We start from the raw sequence: 15,234 nt of genomic DNA, 5'->3' as shown, positions 1-15,234 counted from the left end.
TTAATATCGGTCCATCACTTTTTCATGATGGGTGCGTGGCCGGGCGATGACATTCGACGCGAACGACGTGGTCAGGCGGCTCGGCGCGCGCCTGAAGATGCGGCACCTGATGCTGTTGCTGCAGATCCAGCAGCACGGGTCGCTGACGCGCGTCGCGGAGCACATGGCCAGCAGCCAGCCCGCCGTGACGAACGCGCTGTCCGAGCTGGAAAGCATGTTCGGCACGCCGCTGTTCGAGCGCACGTCACGCGGGATGCGCCCGACCGCGCTCGGTTCGGTCGTGCTCGAGCGGGCCACGGCGATGCTGAAGGATCTCGACCATCTCGCCCGCGAGATGGAGGCGGTCGCGGCCGGCCATGCGGCGCATCTGCATATCGGCGTGATTCCGTTTATTTCGGGACAGATGCTGTCGGCCGCGCTCAAGCGTCTGCAATCCCGGATGGAACGGCGCCTGACCGTGACGATCCACGAAGGCACCAGCGACCAGCTGCTGCTGCAGCTCAAGGACCACAGCGTCGACCTGGTGATCGGGCGGGCGTCGTCGGCGATCGATCTGGGGCAGGTGTCCTTTGAAGTGCTGTACCAGCAACAGCCGCGGATGATCGCGAGCCGGCGTCTTGCGGCGAAACTGGCCCGCACAAAGCTCGACTGGCAGAAGCTGCACGCGCTGGACTGGATCCTCGGCGCGCCGCATACGCCGATGCGGGAGCAGGTAACCGACCTGTTCCTGTCGGCGGGCATCGCGCCGCCCGTGCCGATCGTCGAAAGCTACTCGTCGAAGCTGATCGGCGAGATGATCGCGTCGAGCGACGACGCAGTATCGATCGTGCCGGCCGATATCGCGGAAGAAATGGTGCGCATCGCCGGCGTCGCGATCGTGCCTTACTCGCTGGTCTGGACGCTGCCGCCCATCGCGCTGTTCACCCGCGCCGGCGAATCGCATGCGCCGACGCGGGATTTGCTGGTTCAGGCATTGCGCGAGATCTGCCGGGAAACCTACGTCGAAGTGCCGCGATAGCGCTTCGGGAGGCGGTTCCCGCCCGCAGGGGCGGAAAACCGCATCGCGCCGCGCGAGCGCCGTCGGCAACGCACGTCCGGCCTACTTTCCACGCCGCATCCGGACAAACCTCTTTTCTCCGGGATTCGCCAGAAACCCTCGCGGCACAAGCCCCTACCCGCGCATAGTGGTTTCCACCCATAGTCGCAAACAGTCAAGAACAGGTCGCCGGCGGTCTTCCCGCGGCCAATATGGCTCGTTACTTTTACTCCCACGATGCAGGCCGGGACGCACACCGCGAACCCGTCGGACATCGGTCCAATCGGGAGGGAGAAACCATGAAGTCGACAAAGATCGCCGCGTTCGTCGCGGCCGTGCTGGCGACCGGCGCGTTCGCGACCGCGGCGCAGGCCGAAACGGATGCCGCGACTTGCCGCAACGTACGCTTCGCGGATATCGGCTGGACCGACATCACGTCCACGACGGCGCTCGCCTCGACGGTGTTCGAGGGGCTCGGCTACAAGCCGACGACGACGATTGCATCGGTGCCGATCTCGTTCGCGGGCCTGAAGAGCAAGCAGCTCGACGTGTCGCTCGGCTACTGGTGGCCGGTGCAGCAAAAGCAGCTCCAGCCGTTCCTCGACAACAAGTCGATCAACGTGGTCGAGCCGCCGAACCTGTCGGGCGCGAAGGCGACGCTCGCGGTGCCGAGCTATGAATATCAGGCCGGCCTGAAGACCTTCGAGGACATCGCGAAACACCGCGCCGAGCTCGACGGCAAGATCTACGGGATCGAGCCGGGCAGCAGCGCGAACGCGACGATCCAGAAGATGATCGATACGAACCAGTACGGCCTCGGCGGCTTCAAGCTGGTCGAGTCGAGCGAGGCAGGGATGCTCGTGACGGTCGAGCGCGCGATCCGCGAGAAGAAGTGGGTCGTCTTCCTCGGCTGGGAACCGCATCCGATGAACATCCAGATCAGCATGAACTACCTGTCCGGCGGCGATGCGTCCTTCGGCCCGAACTATGGCGAAGCGCGCGTGTACACGCTGACGGCGCCCGACTTCATCTCGCGCTGCCCGAACGCGGGCAAGCTCGTCGAGAACCTGCGCTTCTCGACGCAGCTCGAGAACCAGCTGATGCAGTCGGTGATGAACAAGACGAAGCCGGCCGAGGCCGCGAAGGCGTACCTGAAGAAGAATCCGCAGGTGCTCGATGCGTGGCTCGCCGGCGTCAAGACGTTCGACGGCAAGGACGGCTTGCCTGCCGTGAAGGCCTATCTCGGCCTGTAACGGCTCGCGCGCCCGATGCATGCAGCGCGCGGCGACGAATCATCTGTAGTACGACACAAATCGAGCGACACAATCCGAATCAAGCGAGGGCAGTCAGCATGAACCACGAAGTCATCATCACCTGCGCGGTCACCGGCGCAGGCGATACGGTCGGCAAGCATCCGGCGATTCCGGTCACGCCGAAGGAAATCGCGTCCGCCGCGATCGAAGCCGCGAAGGCCGGCGCGACGGTGGCGCACTGCCATGTCCGCGATCCGCAGACGGGCCGCGGCAGCCGCGATCCGAACCTGTACCGCGAAGTGGTCGACCGGATCCGCTCGGCCGACGTCGACGTGATCATCAACCTGACGGCCGGCATGGGCGGCGATCTGGAAATCGGCCCGGGCGAGGACCCGATGCGCTTCGGCAAGGGCACCGACCTCGTCGGCGGCCTCACGCGCCTCGCGCACGTCGAGGAACTGCTGCCGGAGATCTGCACGCTGGATTGCGGCACGCTGAATTTCGGCGACGGCGACTACATCTACGTGTCGACGCCCGCGCAACTGCGCGCGGGTGCCAAGCGCATCCAGGAACTCGGCGTGAAGCCGGAGCTGGAAATCTTCGATACGGGCCATCTGTGGTTCGCGAAGCAATTGCTGAAGGAAGGGCTGCTCGACGTTCCGCCGCTGTTCCAGCTGTGCCTCGGCATTCCGTGGGGTGCACCGGCCGATACCGGCACGATGAAGGCGATGGTCGACAACCTGCCGCCGGGCGCGCACTGGGCCGGCTTCGGGATCGGCCGCATGCAGATGCCGATGGTCGCGCAGGCGATGCTGCTCGGCGGTCACGTGCGCGTCGGCCTCGAAGACAACATCTGGCTCGATCGCGGCGTGCATGCGACCAACGGCACGCTCGTCGAGCGCGCGCGGGAAATCATCGAGCGGCTCGGCGCCCGCGTGCTGACGCCGGCCGAAGGGCGTCGCAAGCTCGGCCTGCCGGCGCGCGGCGAGCGTCTGCTCGAACGCCGCGCGGCGACCGAATTCGCGTGAGCCTCGACGGCTGATTCAGTGATGCATTGCGGCGGCACGCACGAGGGCGGCCGCCGTCCGATTCCCCTCGATTTGAAGGATGCGTGGACATGGCTGTGAAGACCGACATCAAGACGTTCGCCGCGATCGGCACCGGCGTGATCGGCGGCGGATGGATTTGCCGTGCGCTCGCGCACGGTCTCGACGTGGTCGTGTGGGACCCGGCGCCGGGCGCGCAGGAGCGGCTGCGCGCGACCGTCGCGAATGCGTGGCCCGCGCTCGAACGCGTCGGCCTCGCGCCGGGCGCGGATCCCGCGCGGCTGCGCTTTGCGGCGACGATCGAGGCCTGCGTCGCCGACGCGGACTTCATCCAGGAAAGCGCGCCCGAGCGCGAGGCGCTGAAACTCGAGCTGCACGAACAGATCAGCCGCGCCGCGAAGCCCGACGCGATCATCGCATCGTCGACGTCGGGGCTGCTGCCGACCGACTTCTACGCACGTGCGACGCATCCGGAGCGCTGCGTGGTCGGCCACCCGTTCAATCCGGTCTACCTGCTGCCGCTCGTCGAGGTGCTCGGCGGCGCGCGTACGTCGCCGGAAGCGGTCGAGGCGGCGATGGAGATCTATCGCAAGCTCGGCATGCGGCCGCTGCACGTGCGCAAGGAGGTGCCGGGCTTCATCGCGGACCGGCTGCTGGAGGCGTTGTGGCGCGAGGCGCTGCATCTCGTCAACGAAGGCGTCGCGACGACCGGCGAGATCGACGATGCGATCCGCTTCGGCGCGGGCATCCGCTGGTCGTTCATGGGCACGTTCCTGACCTATACGCTGGCCGGCGGCGACGCGGGCATGCGACACTTCATGCAGCAGTTCGGCCCCGCGCTCGAACTGCCGTGGACGAAGCTGGTCGCGCCGACGCTGACCGACGAACTGATCGACAGCGTCGTCGCAGGCACGAGCGAACAGCAGGGCACGCGCAGCATCAAGGAGCTCGAACGCTACCGCGACGAGTGCATTACCGAGGTGCTGAAGGCGATCGCCGCGGTAAAGGCGCGGCACGGAATGCGATTCGAGGACTGATTGAACATGACCGGCGATACCCCGCTGACGATATACCGCGACGTCGTGCGGCCCGAGTGGGTCGACTACAACGGCCATCTGCGCGACGCGTTCTATCTGCTGATCTTCAGTTTCGCGACCGATGCGCTGCTGGAGCGCATCGGTCTCGACGACGCCGCGCGTCGCGAGCGGGGCCGTTCGGTCTATACGCTCGAAGCGCACGTGAACTATCTGCAGGAGATCAAGGAAGGCACGCGCGTGCGCGTCGATGCGCGGGTGTTCGCGCACGACGCGAAGCGGCTGCACCTGTATCTCGAACTGTTCGCGGATGGGCACGACGGCGCGGTGTCGGCGAGCGAGCAGATGCTGCTGCACGTCGACACGCGCGGCGGCGCGAAATCGGCGCCGTTCGACGACGACGTCGCCGCGCGCGTGGCCGAACTGCATGCGTTGCAGCGCGATTGCGCGGCGCCTGCATATGCGGGCCGCGTGATCGGCCTGCCGCCGCGCCGCTAGCGCCGGCGACGACGGGGGCGCGCACGATGCTCGAACCGGAAATCGCGGCGTTCGTATCGGCTGTCGACGCGGCGTATCCGGCCGGCGCGGCGGGGCGCTCGCCCGACGAGCAACGCCGCCTCTACGATCGTTTCGCGGCCGCATGGACGCCCGCCGAATTGCCGCCCGACATCGCGCAACGCGATGCGGTGTGGCACGCACCGGACGGCCACGCGATCGCGCTGCGGCGCTACGCGCCGGCTCACGGCGAACCGCGCGGCACCGTGCTGTTCTTTCATGGCGGCGGGTTCGTCGTCGGCTCGCTCGACAGTCACGCGCTGATCACCGCGCAACTGGCGGCCGACACGGGGCTGGCCGTGATCGCGGTCGATTACCGGCTCGCGCCCGAGCATCGCGCGCCGGCCGCGCTCGAGGATTGCCTGGCCGTCACGCGAGCCGCGCGCGATGCGTGCTGGTCGTTCGGCTCGTGCGCGCGACCGCTGACGCTCGCGGGCGACAGCGCGGGCGGCAATCTCGCGGCCGCCGTCGCGACCGCGCTGCGCGATGCAGGCGAAGGCGGTATCGACGGGATCGCACTCGTGTATCCGATGCTCGGCATCGAACCGCAATCGCCGGCGCGCGAAACGCAAGCGCACGCGCCGATGCTGACGCTCGACGACGTCCATCGCTATCGCGCGTTGTACTGGGGCGAGGAACAACACATTGCGCCGGGCGATGGCGATCCGCTGCTGCGTGCATCGGTGCCGCTCGCGGCGTCGCGTTTCGACGGGCTGCCGCCCGTGCTCGCGATCGGCGCGGAACACGATCCGCTGCGCGACGATGCGCGCGTCTATGTCGAACGGATTCACGCGGCCGGGGGCGCAGCGCGTTACTGGATGGGGAAGGGGCTGGTGCACGGCTGCTGGCGCGCGCTCGGAACGAGCCCGCAGGCGGCGCGGATGCACCGGATGGTCGGCGAGTTTCTGCTCGCACCACATGCGTAGCGGGCGTTTCCGGGAGGCAACGATGCAGGCAGCGCAACACCGTATCGAGGACTGGCGGACTTTCTCCGTCGATGCAGCCATTGCGGCGGCGACGATCGGCGATGGCGCGGTGGACGTCGAGTGGAGCGACACGCGCCGATCGCCGTTTCACTTCGACTGGTTGCGCGACAACTGCGCGTGTTCCGCGTGCGTGCATGCGGTCACGCGCGAACAGGTGTTCGAGATCGCCGACGCGCGCGAGGATCTGTCGGCGCGCGTCGTGCATGTCGAAACCGACGGCGCGCTGCACGTCGAGTGGAACGACGGGCATCGCAGTACCTGGTCGCCGGGATGGTTGCGCGCGCATGCCTACGACGCTGCGTCGCGCTCGGAGCGTCAGGCCGCGCACGGGCGGCACGTGTGGACCGGCGACGACGCGACGGCGATCGGCGTGTTCGCATGGCGTGACGTGATGGAGGACGACGGCGCGTTGCTTGCGTGGCTCGCCGCGTTGCAGCGCACGGGGCTGACGCTTGTCGAGGGTGTGCCGGCCGAACGCGGCCGGGTCGACCAGATCGCGCGTCGTATCGGCCTGATTCGCGAAAGCAATTTCGGCGTGCTGTTCGACGTCGAATCGAAGCCGCGACCGGACAGCAACGCCTATACGTCGCTCAACCTGCCGCCGCACACCGACCTGCCGACGCGCGAATTGCAGCCGGGCGTGCAGTTCCTGCATTGCCTCGCGAACGACGCAACGGGCGGAGACAGCGTCTTCCTCGACGGCTTCGCGCTCGCGGATGCGCTGCGGCGCGAATATCCGACCCATTTCGGGCACCTTGCCTCGACACCGTTCGAGTTCTGGAACAAGAGTGCGGACAGTGACTACCGCTGTTCGGCGCCGGTGATCGGGCTCGATGCGCGCGGCAACGTGACCGAGGTGCGCGTCGCGAACTTCCTGCGCGGGCCGCTCGATGCGCCTGCCGATGCGGTGGTGGCTGTCTATCGTGCATACCGGCGTTTTCTCGCGCTCGCGCGCGAGCCGCGCTTTCGCGTGCAGCGCCGGCTGCGGGCCGGCGACATGTGGGCGTTCGACAACCGGCGCGTGCTGCACGCGCGCACCGAGTTCGATCCGTCGACGGGCCGCCGCCATCTGCAGGGATGTTACGTCGATCGCGACGAACTGCTGTCGCGGTGGCGGGTGCTGTCACGGACGGTGCCTGCGGCAGCCGCGGCGCGCTGATCGGCGCATACCGCTTCGTTACGCCTACCTCGCCGGGGAAAAAGCGCCCGGACGCAACGCGCCCGGGCGAAGCCACCCGCTACCGGGCGGCGGAGGTATGCATTGCACAAAAAAAGACGAGCCCGCAAGACGGGCTCGTCCGGATCCAGCTTCATCGCGCGATGCGCGGTGCGCCCGCCGGGGGCGCGTCGGCTTACTGGCCGAAGAAGACCGAGTCGCGAGCGTTCGACGACGCTGCGGCAACTGGGGCACCCGAGTGGACGACCGGAGCCGGTTGCGCGCCGTAGCCGCTGGCATCGGCACCATGAACACGCGCTTCCGCCGACTGGATGTCGTTCGGGTAGTACGGGCTCGACACGCCCGGCTTGTAGCCGGCTTGTTCGAGCTGGACGAGTTCGTTGCGCACTTGTGCGCGCGTCACGGTGCTTTGTGCGAACGCGCTGAACGAAGCGGACAGGGCGACAGCGGCAACGACTGCGGAAACGAGCGATTTCATGATGACCTCCGGTGTTTTATTGGCTTCGCTGTCGACACCATGTCTGCAGCGATTGACTAAATCTTAGTCACCGGGTGGTTCAGGGTAAACGCCGATTTTGACGATAAATTGTTTCCTGGCTGGTAACAGTGGCGCGGCGAATCAGGCTTTCATCGGCCTTTCGTTTCCGTAAATGCAATAAGTATGAAGAATGGCGATAGAAAATGCGCAATTCAGCGCACTTCGGCCGTCGTGTCGAACGGCGTGCCCGGCGGCCGGCCGGCGGGTGCGCCCGAGCTCAGGAAACGCACGCCCGTCGCGGCCTCCGACGCTTCCCACAGCAGTGCCGCCACGGCCACGTCGCGCGCCGCGCGCGGCACGCTCGCGGGCGCCGGCAGGCCGCGCGACTCGAACCAGCCGGACGGTCCGATGTACGCGCCGCCGGTGAGCTCGGGTGACGTCGCCGCGTGGATCGCGGGCAACGCGCCCTGATCGGCCGGTTGCGCGAGATAACGGTTTGCCGCGCGCATCAGCGCGGCGCGGGTGGGCGAACTGTCCATCGCGGGGCCCGCGAACTGCAGGTTGGTCGCCGCGTAGCCGGGATGCGCGGCGACGCTGATTCCCGCGAACGCCGCGCGCTGGAAGCGGCGCTGCAGCTCGATCGCGAACACGAGGTTCGCGAGCTTGCTGTCGCAGTAGGCGAGATAACGGTTGTAGCGATGCTCGGCCCGCAGGTCGTCGACGCGGATCCGGCCGCCGCGGTTGAAGCCGCTCGACATCGTCACGACGCGCGCCCGCCGCGCGGCGGACAGCGCCGGCAGCAGATGGCCGGTCAGCGCGAAATGGCCGAGGTGGTTGGTGCCGAACTGCATCTCGAAGCCGTCGTGCGTGTGCCGCAGCGGCAGGAACATCACGCCGGCGTTGTTGCAGAGGATGTCGACGCGGCCGTGGCGCGCGGAGATGTCGGCGGCGAAGCGCCGGATCGACGCGAGATCGGCGAGGTCGAGCGGATCGACTTCGACCCGTGCAGCAGGATGGAGCCGGCGGATCGCATCCGCGGCTTGTGCGGCGCGTGCGGCATCGCGGCAGCCCATCACGACGGTCGCGCCCTTGGCGGCCAGCGTTTCCGCGATCTGCCAGCCGAGGCCGCTGTTGGCGCCGGTCACGACCGCGACCTTGCCGCCTTGCGCCGGGACGTGGCGCGCGCTCCATGCATGCATGTCTGCCTCCATCGGCGTGGCCGATGCGCCACGACGCGTAATCGTTACATTGAGTGGTGTAACGATAGTCCGCGCAGGCGGGGCAGACAAGCGGGGGAATTAGACCGGCGCTTCTAGGGCGGGCCTGCGTATCACGCAGCCAGCCCTGGCACGCGGCGGGCGGACCTTAGCGGCTGCCCGCCAGAGCCAGTACTTCCGCGGCGGAGATCATCGCGGCCGCGTTCGCGGGGGCCGGGCGCTCGGCCGGGCGGAATACTTCGTCGCCGCGCTGGATGACCTGGCGCGACAGTGCGCAGGTGCCGGTGCGCTGCGCGAAGCGGCGCCGCCAGCGCTGTTCGCCGTAATGACAGCGGCCGGGTTCGACCCAGCGGACGACGAGCAGCGTATCGGAACGTTCGAGAATTTCGACGTGGACGTCGGCGGGATCGAGCGCAGGCAGGGATTTCGAGGCCTTCATTTTGCCGTTTCCTAAAACTCGTGCGGTGCGGCTGTGGCAGTGGATGTCACTACCCGCGGGCGCATCCGTAGCGGTTTCCATGAGTGGTGCGGTAAATGTAAGCGTCTGTGACCGGAAAAAACATCCTGTCTGGCTCAAATTACCTTTTGCCGAATCAGAAACAATCGACGCGCATTTTCTTGAAAAAGCAGCGACAAAAGCGCCCCGGACGCGAACGTCCGGGGCGAAAAATCGGGCCGCGCCACCGTGTCTGCTCGCTCAGTCACGTGGACACCGCGGGGGACGGAGGTGCCCGTCAGGGATCGGCGACGGGCGGGTGCGGTGTACCGGGAAGCGCGGTCCGGCAACACCATGATGGCGCGCGCACCCGGTTAGGACCCTGACGTGAACATGACTTTTTTGTCAGTTTCGCCCGGCCGTCGCGTGGTGCGGGCCTCGGCAATCGCCGCAAACCCGCGCCGGTATTGGCTTCGCGCGACGAGCGGCCGATCGCCGGCATCCGCAAAAGCGCCGCCGCACCAACCGGCTTCACCCCTTCGCCCCCATTCTCCCGCTCGGGAAAATACTGAATCGCGCGCTCGTGACAAATCCCGAATCTGTTTCTATGATTGGTTGGACCTTTAGTCCTTTGTGCCAATCGATCGGCTCGGCCGACTTCCACAGGAGAAGTGCTCATGAGATTGCAGGGCAAGCGTGCGCTGGTGACGGCGGCCGGGCAGGGTATCGGCCGCGCGACCGCGCTGCGGTTCGCAAGCGAGGGCGCCGACGTGCTGGCGACCGACATCAACGAAGCCGCGCTCGCGCAACTCGCGGCCGACGCCGAGCGCGCGGGCGGCCGGCTGGCGACGCGGCGGCTCGACGTGACCGACGCGGGCGACGTCGCGGCACTCGCCGCGCAGGAGCGCGCGTTCGACGTGCTGTTCAACTGCGCCGGCTATGTGCACCACGGCTCGATCCTCGACTGCGACGACGCCGCATGGGCGTTCTCGCTGAACCTGAACGTCACGTCGATGTACCGGCTGATCCGCGCGCTGTTGCCGGCGATGCTGGAAGCCGGCGGCGCGTCGATCATCAACATGGCGTCGGCCGCGTCGAGCGTGAAGGGCGTGCCGAACCGCTTCGTCTACGGCACGACCAAGGCGGCCGTGATCGGCCTCACCAAGGCGGTTGCCGCCGATTTCGTCGAGCAGCGCATTCGCTGCAACGCGATCTGCCCGGGCACGATCGAGTCGCCGTCGCTGGAACAGCGGATCGCCGAACAGGCGCGCACGCGCCAGGTGTCGACCGACACGGTGCGCCAGGCGTTCGTCGCGCGGCAGCCGATGGGCCGTATCGGTACCGCGGATGAAGTCGCCGCGCTCGCGCTGTATCTGGCGTCCGACGAAGCGTCGTTCACCACCGGCGCGATTCACCTGATCGACGGCGGCTGGTCGAACTAACCGCGCTCCCCATTCACTTTCCGATTCCATTCAGACGACATGAAACTGCTGAGATTTGGCGACAAACACCATGAGAAACCGGGCCTGCTCGACGCGCAGGGAACGATTCGCGACCTGTCGGGCGTGATCGACGATATCGCCGGCGACGCGCTGACGCCCGCGTCGCTCGCACGGCTGCGCGACATCGACCCGTCGTCGTTGCCGCGCGTCGAAGGCACGCCGCGGCTCGGCGCATGCGTCGGCCGCGTCGGCAAGTTCATCTGCATCGGGCTCAATTATTCCGACCATGCGGCCGAATCGGGCATGGACGTCCCGAAGGAGCCGGTCGTGTTCGGCAAATGGACGAGCGCGATTTCGGGGCCGAACGACGACGTCGAGATTCCGCGCGGCTCGGAGAAGACCGACTGGGAAGTCGAGCTCGGTGTCGTGATCGGCCAGGGCGGCCGCTATATCGACGAAGCCGACGCGCTGTCGCACGTCGCCGGCTACTGCGTGGTGAACGACGTGTCGGAGCGCGAATACCAGCTCGAGCGCGGCGGCACGTGGGACAAGGGCAAGGGCAACGACACGTTCGGCCCGCTCGGCCCGTGGCTCGTGACGGCCGACGAAGTGCCCGATCCGAACGCGCTGCGGCTGTGGCTGGAGGTGGATGGCCATCGCTACCAGAACGGCACGACCGCGACGATGGTGTTCCGCGTGCCGCACCTGATCAGCTACCTGAGCCGCTTCATGAGCCTGCAGCCGGGCGACGTGATCTCGACCGGCACGCCGCCGGGCGTCGGGCTCGGCCAGAAGCCGCCCGTCTATCTGCGCGCCGGGCAGGTGATCACGCTCGGCATCGACGGGCTCGGCGAGCAGCGCCAGCGCACCGTGCAGGCCTGATTTCCTTTAACGGACCGTTCGCCATGCCTATCATTCGATCGATGCGCGTCCTCGACGTGCGCTTCCCGACCTCGCGCCAGCTCGACGGCTCCGACGCGATGAACCCGGACCCCGATTATTCGGCTGCGTACGTCGTGCTCGAAACCGACCACGACGGGCTCGAAGGCCACGGGCTCACGTTCACCATCGGGCGCGGCAACGAAATCTGCTGCGCGGCGATCGACGCGATGCGTCACCTCGTCGTCGGCCTCGACCTCGACTGGATCCGCGAGGACATGGGCCGCTTCTGGCGGCATGTGACGTCGGACAGCCAGTTGCGCTGGATCGGCCCCGACAAGGGCGCGATCCACCTGGCGACGGGCGCCGTCGTCAATGCGGTGTGGGATCTGTGGGCGAAGGCCGCGGGCAAGCCGCTGTGGCGGCTCGTCGCCGACATGAGCCCCGAGGAAATCGTGCGCGCGATCGACTTCCGCTACCTGACCGACTGCCTGACGCAGGACGAGGCGCTCGCGCTGTTGCGCCGCCAGGCGCCGGGCAAGGCCGCACGGATCGCGGCGCTCGAGCGCGACGGCTACCCATGCTATACGACGTCGGCGGGCTGGCTCGGCTACAGCGACGACAAGCTGCGCCGGCTGTGCCGCGAGGCGGTCGACGCCGGTTTCGACTACGTGAAGCTGAAGGTCGGCGCGAACCTGGAGGACGACATCCGCCGCGTGACGATCGCGCGCGAGGTGATCGGCCCCGAGCGCAAGCTGATGATCGATGCGAACCAGGTGTGGGAAGTCGACGAGGCGATCGACTGGGTGCGCGCGCTGGCGTTCGCGAAACCGTGGTTCATCGAGGAGCCGACGAGCCCCGACGACGTCGAAGGGCATCGCAAGATCCGCGAGGCGATCGCGCCCGTGCAGGTCGCGACCGGCGAGATGTGCCAGAACCGCGTGCTGTTCAAGCAGTTCATCGAGCGCGGCGCGATCGACGTCGTGCAGATCGACGCGTGCCGGCTCGGCGGCGTGAACGAGATTCTCGCGGTGATGCTGCTGGCCGCGAAGTACGGGCTGCCGGTGTGTCCGCATGCGGGCGGCGTCGGGCTGTGCGAATACGTGCAGCATTTGTCGATGATCGACTACGTGTGCATTTCCGGCACGAAGGAAGGGCGCGTGACCGAATACGTCGATCACCTGCACGAGCATTTCGTCGACCCGTGCGTCGTGCGCGGCGCGGCGTACATGCCGCCGACGGCGCCCGGCTTCTCGATCGAGATGAAGCCGGCATCGTTGGAGCAGTATCGGTTCCGCGGCTGAAGCACGGCGCCGCGCGTCGCGCGCGGCCACAACATGAACGATGGAGACGCGAAGTGGATTTGAATCTGCAAGACAAGGTCGTGATCGTGACCGGCGGCGCGTCGGGCATCGGCGCCGCGATCTCGATGCGGCTCGCCGGCGAAGGCGCGATTCCGGTCGTGTTCGCACGCCACGCGCCGGACGACGGCTTCTGGCGCGCACTCACGCAGACGCAGCCGCGCGCCGCGCGCGTGTCCGTCGAACTGCAGGACGACGCGCAGTGCCGCGACGGCGTCGCGCAGACCGTCGCGCGTTTTGGCCGCATCGACGGCCTCGTCAACAACGCGGGCATCAACGACAGCATCGGCCTCGATGCCGGGCGCGACGCGTTCGTCGCATCGCTGGAGCGCAACCTGATCCACTACTACGTGATGGCGCATCACTGCGTGCCGCACCTGAAGGCCGCGCGCGGCGCGATCGTCAACATTTCGTCGAAGACGGCCGTCACCGGGCAGGGCAACACGAGCGGCTATTGCGCATCGAAGGGTGCGCAGCTCGCGCTGACGCGCGAATGGGCGGTCGCATTGCGCAACGACGGCGTGCGCGTGAACGCGGTGATCCCGGCGGAGGTGATGACGCCGCTCTACCAGAACTGGATCGCCGGCTTCGACGACCCGGATGCGAAGCTTGCGGAGATCGCCGGCAAGGTGCCGCTCGGCAAGCGCTTCACGACGGCCGACGAGATTGCCGACACGGCCGTGTTCCTGCTGTCGGAACGCGCATCGCACACGACGGGGCAGTGGCTGTTCGTCGACGGCGGCTATACGCATCTCGATCGCGCGATCGGCTGAGGACGGCGAGCCATGCAACCTGATCCGAACCCGACCGACGCACCCGCCGCGCTGATCGAGCTGACCGGCGTCAGCAAGCGCTTTCCGGGCGTGCAGGCGCTCGACGATTGCCGGTTCGACCTGCGCGCCGGCGAAGTGCACGCGCTGATGGGCGAGAACGGCGCCGGCAAATCGACGCTGATGAAGATCCTCGCCGGCGTGTATCAAAAGGACGGCGGGGAAATCCGGATGGACGGCCGCGCGGTGGAGATCGACGATCCGCGCGCCGCGCAGGCGCTGGGGATCGGCATCATCCATCAGGAACTGAACCTGATGAACCACCTGAGCGTCGCGCAGAACATCTTCATCGGCCGCGAGCCGCGCGGCCGCTTCGGCGTGTTCGTCGACGAGGACAAGCTCAACCGCGACGCGGCCGCGATCTTCGCGCGGATGCGGCTCGATCTCGACCCGCGCACGCCGGTCGGCCGGCTGACGGTCGCGAAGCAGCAGATGGTCGAGATCGCGAAGGCGCTGTCGTTCGACTCGCGCGTGCTCATCATGGACGAGCCGACCGCCGCGCTGAACAACGCGGAGATCGCCGAGCTGTTCCGCATCATCGGCGAGTTGCGCGCGCACGGTGTCGGCATCGTCTACATCTCGCACAAGATGGACGAACTGCGCCAGATCGCCGACCGCGTGACGGTGATGCGCGACGGCAAGTATGTCGCGACCGTGCCGATGGCAGGCACGTCGATGGACGCGATCATCGCGATGATGGTCGGCCGCCAGCTCGATACCGAATTCCGCACGCCGCCCGATACGTCCGCGAACGACGTCGCGCTCGAAGTGCGCGGGCTGTCGCGCGGGCGCGCGATCCGCGACGTCGGCTTCACGCTGCGGCGCGGCGAGATCCTCGGCTTCGCGGGGCTGATGGGCGCGGGCCGCACCGAGGTCGCGCGGGCGGTGTTCGGCGCGGACCCGGTCGACGCCGGCGAGATCCGCGTGCATGGCAAGACCGTGACGATCCGCACGCCGGCCGACGCGGTCGCGCACGGGATCGGTTATCTGTCGGAAGACCGCAAGCACTTCGGGCTCGCGGTCGGGATGGACGTGCAGAACAACATCGCGCTGTCGAGCATGCGCCGCTTCGTGCGGCGCGGCCTGTTCCTCGATGCGCGCGCGATGCGCGACACCGCGCAGTCGTACGTGCGGCAGCTCGCGATTCGCACGCCGTCGGTCGCGCAGCCCGCGCGCCTGCTGTCGGGCGGCAACCAGCAGAAGATCGTGATCGCGAAGTGGCTGCTGCGCGATTGCGACATCCTGTTCTTCGACGAGCCGACGCGCGGCATCGACGTCGGCGCGAAAAGCGAGATCTACAAGCTGCTCGACGCGCTCGCCGCCGACGGCAAGGCAATCGTGATGATCTCGTCGGAGTTGCCCGAGGTGCTGCGCATGAGCCACCGGATTCTCGTGATGTGCGAAGGGCGCGTGACCGGCGAATTGCGCGCGGCCGACGCCACGCAGGAAAAGATCATGCAGCTCGCGACGCAGCGCGAGTCGACCGTATTGTCCTGATTCAGCC

General features: G+C 67.5%; 15 protein-coding genes. 12 read left to right on the top strand and 3 right to left on the bottom strand.

Translation table 11 applies throughout. The features are described from left to right. Window positions 1-46: 46 nt before the first annotated feature. From LMA02_RS27335 to LMA02_RS27305, 7 genes are all read left to right on the top strand, one after another. Entirely contained in the window at window positions 47-1,018 is a 972-nt protein-coding gene (locus tag LMA02_RS27335) for a LysR substrate-binding domain-containing protein (protein ID WP_166721821.1), read from the top strand. Window positions 1,019-1,335: 317 nt separating this feature from the next. Beyond that, a complete protein-coding gene (locus LMA02_RS27330) occupies window positions 1,336-2,289 on the top strand; it encodes a choline ABC transporter substrate-binding protein (RefSeq protein WP_228908275.1) in 954 nt (317 codons plus the stop codon). 98 nt (window positions 2,290-2,387) lie between these two features. After that, window positions 2,388-3,317, top strand: a complete 930-nt coding sequence (locus LMA02_RS27325; RefSeq protein WP_228908274.1) for a 3-keto-5-aminohexanoate cleavage protein — start codon at window positions 2,388-2,390, stop codon at window positions 3,315-3,317. 89 nt (window positions 3,318-3,406) lie between these two features. Further along, a complete protein-coding gene (locus tag LMA02_RS27320) occupies window positions 3,407-4,372 on the top strand; it encodes an L-carnitine dehydrogenase (protein WP_006749512.1) in 966 nt (321 codons plus the stop codon). Window positions 4,373-4,378: 6 nt separating this feature from the next. Next, window positions 4,379-4,867, top strand: a complete 489-nt coding sequence (locus LMA02_RS27315; RefSeq protein ID WP_126225925.1) for a thioesterase family protein — start codon at window positions 4,379-4,381, stop codon at window positions 4,865-4,867. A gap of 26 nt (window positions 4,868-4,893) precedes the next feature. Then, window positions 4,894-5,850 (top strand): alpha/beta hydrolase, encoded by a 957-nt coding sequence (locus LMA02_RS27310; RefSeq protein WP_228908273.1) that lies wholly within the window; start codon window positions 4,894-4,896, stop codon window positions 5,848-5,850. 22 nt (window positions 5,851-5,872) lie between these two features. Then, entirely contained in the window at window positions 5,873-7,069 is a 1,197-nt protein-coding gene (locus LMA02_RS27305; RefSeq protein WP_228908272.1) for a TauD/TfdA family dioxygenase, read from the top strand. A 193-nt stretch (window positions 7,070-7,262) separates the two neighbouring features. Here the strand turns inward: LMA02_RS27305 and LMA02_RS27300 are convergent, their stop codons facing one another. From LMA02_RS27300 to LMA02_RS27290, 3 genes are all read right to left on the bottom strand, one after another. Continuing rightward, a complete protein-coding gene (locus tag LMA02_RS27300; RefSeq protein ID WP_228908271.1) occupies window positions 7,263-7,565 on the bottom strand; it encodes a DUF4148 domain-containing protein in 303 nt (100 codons plus the stop codon). 212 nt (window positions 7,566-7,777) lie between these two features. Next, on the bottom strand, window positions 7,778-8,764 hold the full coding sequence (locus tag LMA02_RS27295) for an oxidoreductase (RefSeq protein ID WP_228908270.1): 987 nt from the start codon (window positions 8,762-8,764) through the stop codon (window positions 7,778-7,780). A gap of 166 nt (window positions 8,765-8,930) precedes the next feature. Continuing rightward, a complete protein-coding gene (locus tag LMA02_RS27290) occupies window positions 8,931-9,221 on the bottom strand; it encodes a DUF3331 domain-containing protein (RefSeq protein ID WP_006749506.1) in 291 nt (96 codons plus the stop codon). 674 nt (window positions 9,222-9,895) lie between these two features. Between LMA02_RS27290 and LMA02_RS27285 the strand changes: the two genes are divergently transcribed. Genes LMA02_RS27285 through LMA02_RS27265 form a run of 5 tightly spaced genes read left to right on the top strand, consistent with a single transcriptional unit; the run spans window position 9,896 to window position 15,227 of the window. Beyond that, window positions 9,896-10,660 (top strand): SDR family oxidoreductase, encoded by a 765-nt coding sequence (locus LMA02_RS27285; protein ID WP_175734661.1) that lies wholly within the window; start codon window positions 9,896-9,898, stop codon window positions 10,658-10,660. 39 nt (window positions 10,661-10,699) lie between these two features. Next, window positions 10,700-11,542 carry an ureidoglycolate lyase gene (locus tag LMA02_RS27280; protein WP_228908269.1) on the top strand — a complete coding sequence of 281 codons (843 nt, stop codon included), beginning with the start codon at window positions 10,700-10,702 and terminating at the stop codon, window positions 11,540-11,542. A gap of 23 nt (window positions 11,543-11,565) precedes the next feature. Further along, the gene (locus LMA02_RS27275; protein ID WP_228908268.1) at window positions 11,566-12,843 is read left to right on the top strand and encodes an L-fuconate dehydratase; all 1,278 of its coding nucleotides are present in this window, start codon (window positions 11,566-11,568) and stop codon (window positions 12,841-12,843) included. A gap of 53 nt (window positions 12,844-12,896) precedes the next feature. Next, window positions 12,897-13,673 carry an SDR family oxidoreductase gene (locus LMA02_RS27270; RefSeq protein ID WP_228908267.1) on the top strand — a complete coding sequence of 259 codons (777 nt, stop codon included), beginning with the start codon at window positions 12,897-12,899 and terminating at the stop codon, window positions 13,671-13,673. Between the two features lie 12 nt (window positions 13,674-13,685). Beyond that, a complete protein-coding gene (locus LMA02_RS27265) occupies window positions 13,686-15,227 on the top strand; it encodes a sugar ABC transporter ATP-binding protein (protein ID WP_228908266.1) in 1,542 nt (513 codons plus the stop codon). Window positions 15,228-15,234: the final 7 nt, after the last annotated feature.

Source organism: Burkholderia sp. B21-005, assembly GCF_020843965.1.
Lineage (GTDB): Bacteria > Pseudomonadota > Gammaproteobacteria > Burkholderiales > Burkholderiaceae > Burkholderia > Burkholderia ambifaria.
This window is presented reverse-complemented; position numbering and strand designations above follow the sequence as displayed.

Coding starts and splice junctions, on each gene's coding strand:
- LMA02_RS27335 (WP_166721821.1), top strand. CDS start 47: ATGACATTCGACGCGAACGACGTGGTCAGGCGGCTCGGCGCGCGCCTG.
- LMA02_RS27330 (WP_228908275.1), top strand. CDS start 1,336: ATGAAGTCGACAAAGATCGCCGCGTTCGTCGCGGCCGTGCTGGCGACC.
- LMA02_RS27325 (WP_228908274.1), top strand. CDS start 2,388: ATGAACCACGAAGTCATCATCACCTGCGCGGTCACCGGCGCAGGCGAT.
- LMA02_RS27320 (WP_006749512.1), top strand. CDS start 3,407: ATGGCTGTGAAGACCGACATCAAGACGTTCGCCGCGATCGGCACCGGC.
- LMA02_RS27315 (WP_126225925.1), top strand. CDS start 4,379: ATGACCGGCGATACCCCGCTGACGATATACCGCGACGTCGTGCGGCCC.
- LMA02_RS27310 (WP_228908273.1), top strand. CDS start 4,894: ATGCTCGAACCGGAAATCGCGGCGTTCGTATCGGCTGTCGACGCGGCG.
- LMA02_RS27305 (WP_228908272.1), top strand. CDS start 5,873: ATGCAGGCAGCGCAACACCGTATCGAGGACTGGCGGACTTTCTCCGTC.
- LMA02_RS27300 (WP_228908271.1), bottom strand. CDS start 7,565: ATGAAATCGCTCGTTTCCGCAGTCGTTGCCGCTGTCGCCCTGTCCGCT.
- LMA02_RS27295 (WP_228908270.1), bottom strand. CDS start 8,764: ATGCATGCATGGAGCGCGCGCCACGTCCCGGCGCAAGGCGGCAAGGTC.
- LMA02_RS27290 (WP_006749506.1), bottom strand. CDS start 9,221: ATGAAGGCCTCGAAATCCCTGCCTGCGCTCGATCCCGCCGACGTCCAC.
- LMA02_RS27285 (WP_175734661.1), top strand. CDS start 9,896: ATGAGATTGCAGGGCAAGCGTGCGCTGGTGACGGCGGCCGGGCAGGGT.
- LMA02_RS27280 (WP_228908269.1), top strand. CDS start 10,700: ATGAAACTGCTGAGATTTGGCGACAAACACCATGAGAAACCGGGCCTG.
- LMA02_RS27275 (WP_228908268.1), top strand. CDS start 11,566: ATGCCTATCATTCGATCGATGCGCGTCCTCGACGTGCGCTTCCCGACC.
- LMA02_RS27265 (WP_228908266.1), top strand. CDS start 13,686: ATGCAACCTGATCCGAACCCGACCGACGCACCCGCCGCGCTGATCGAG.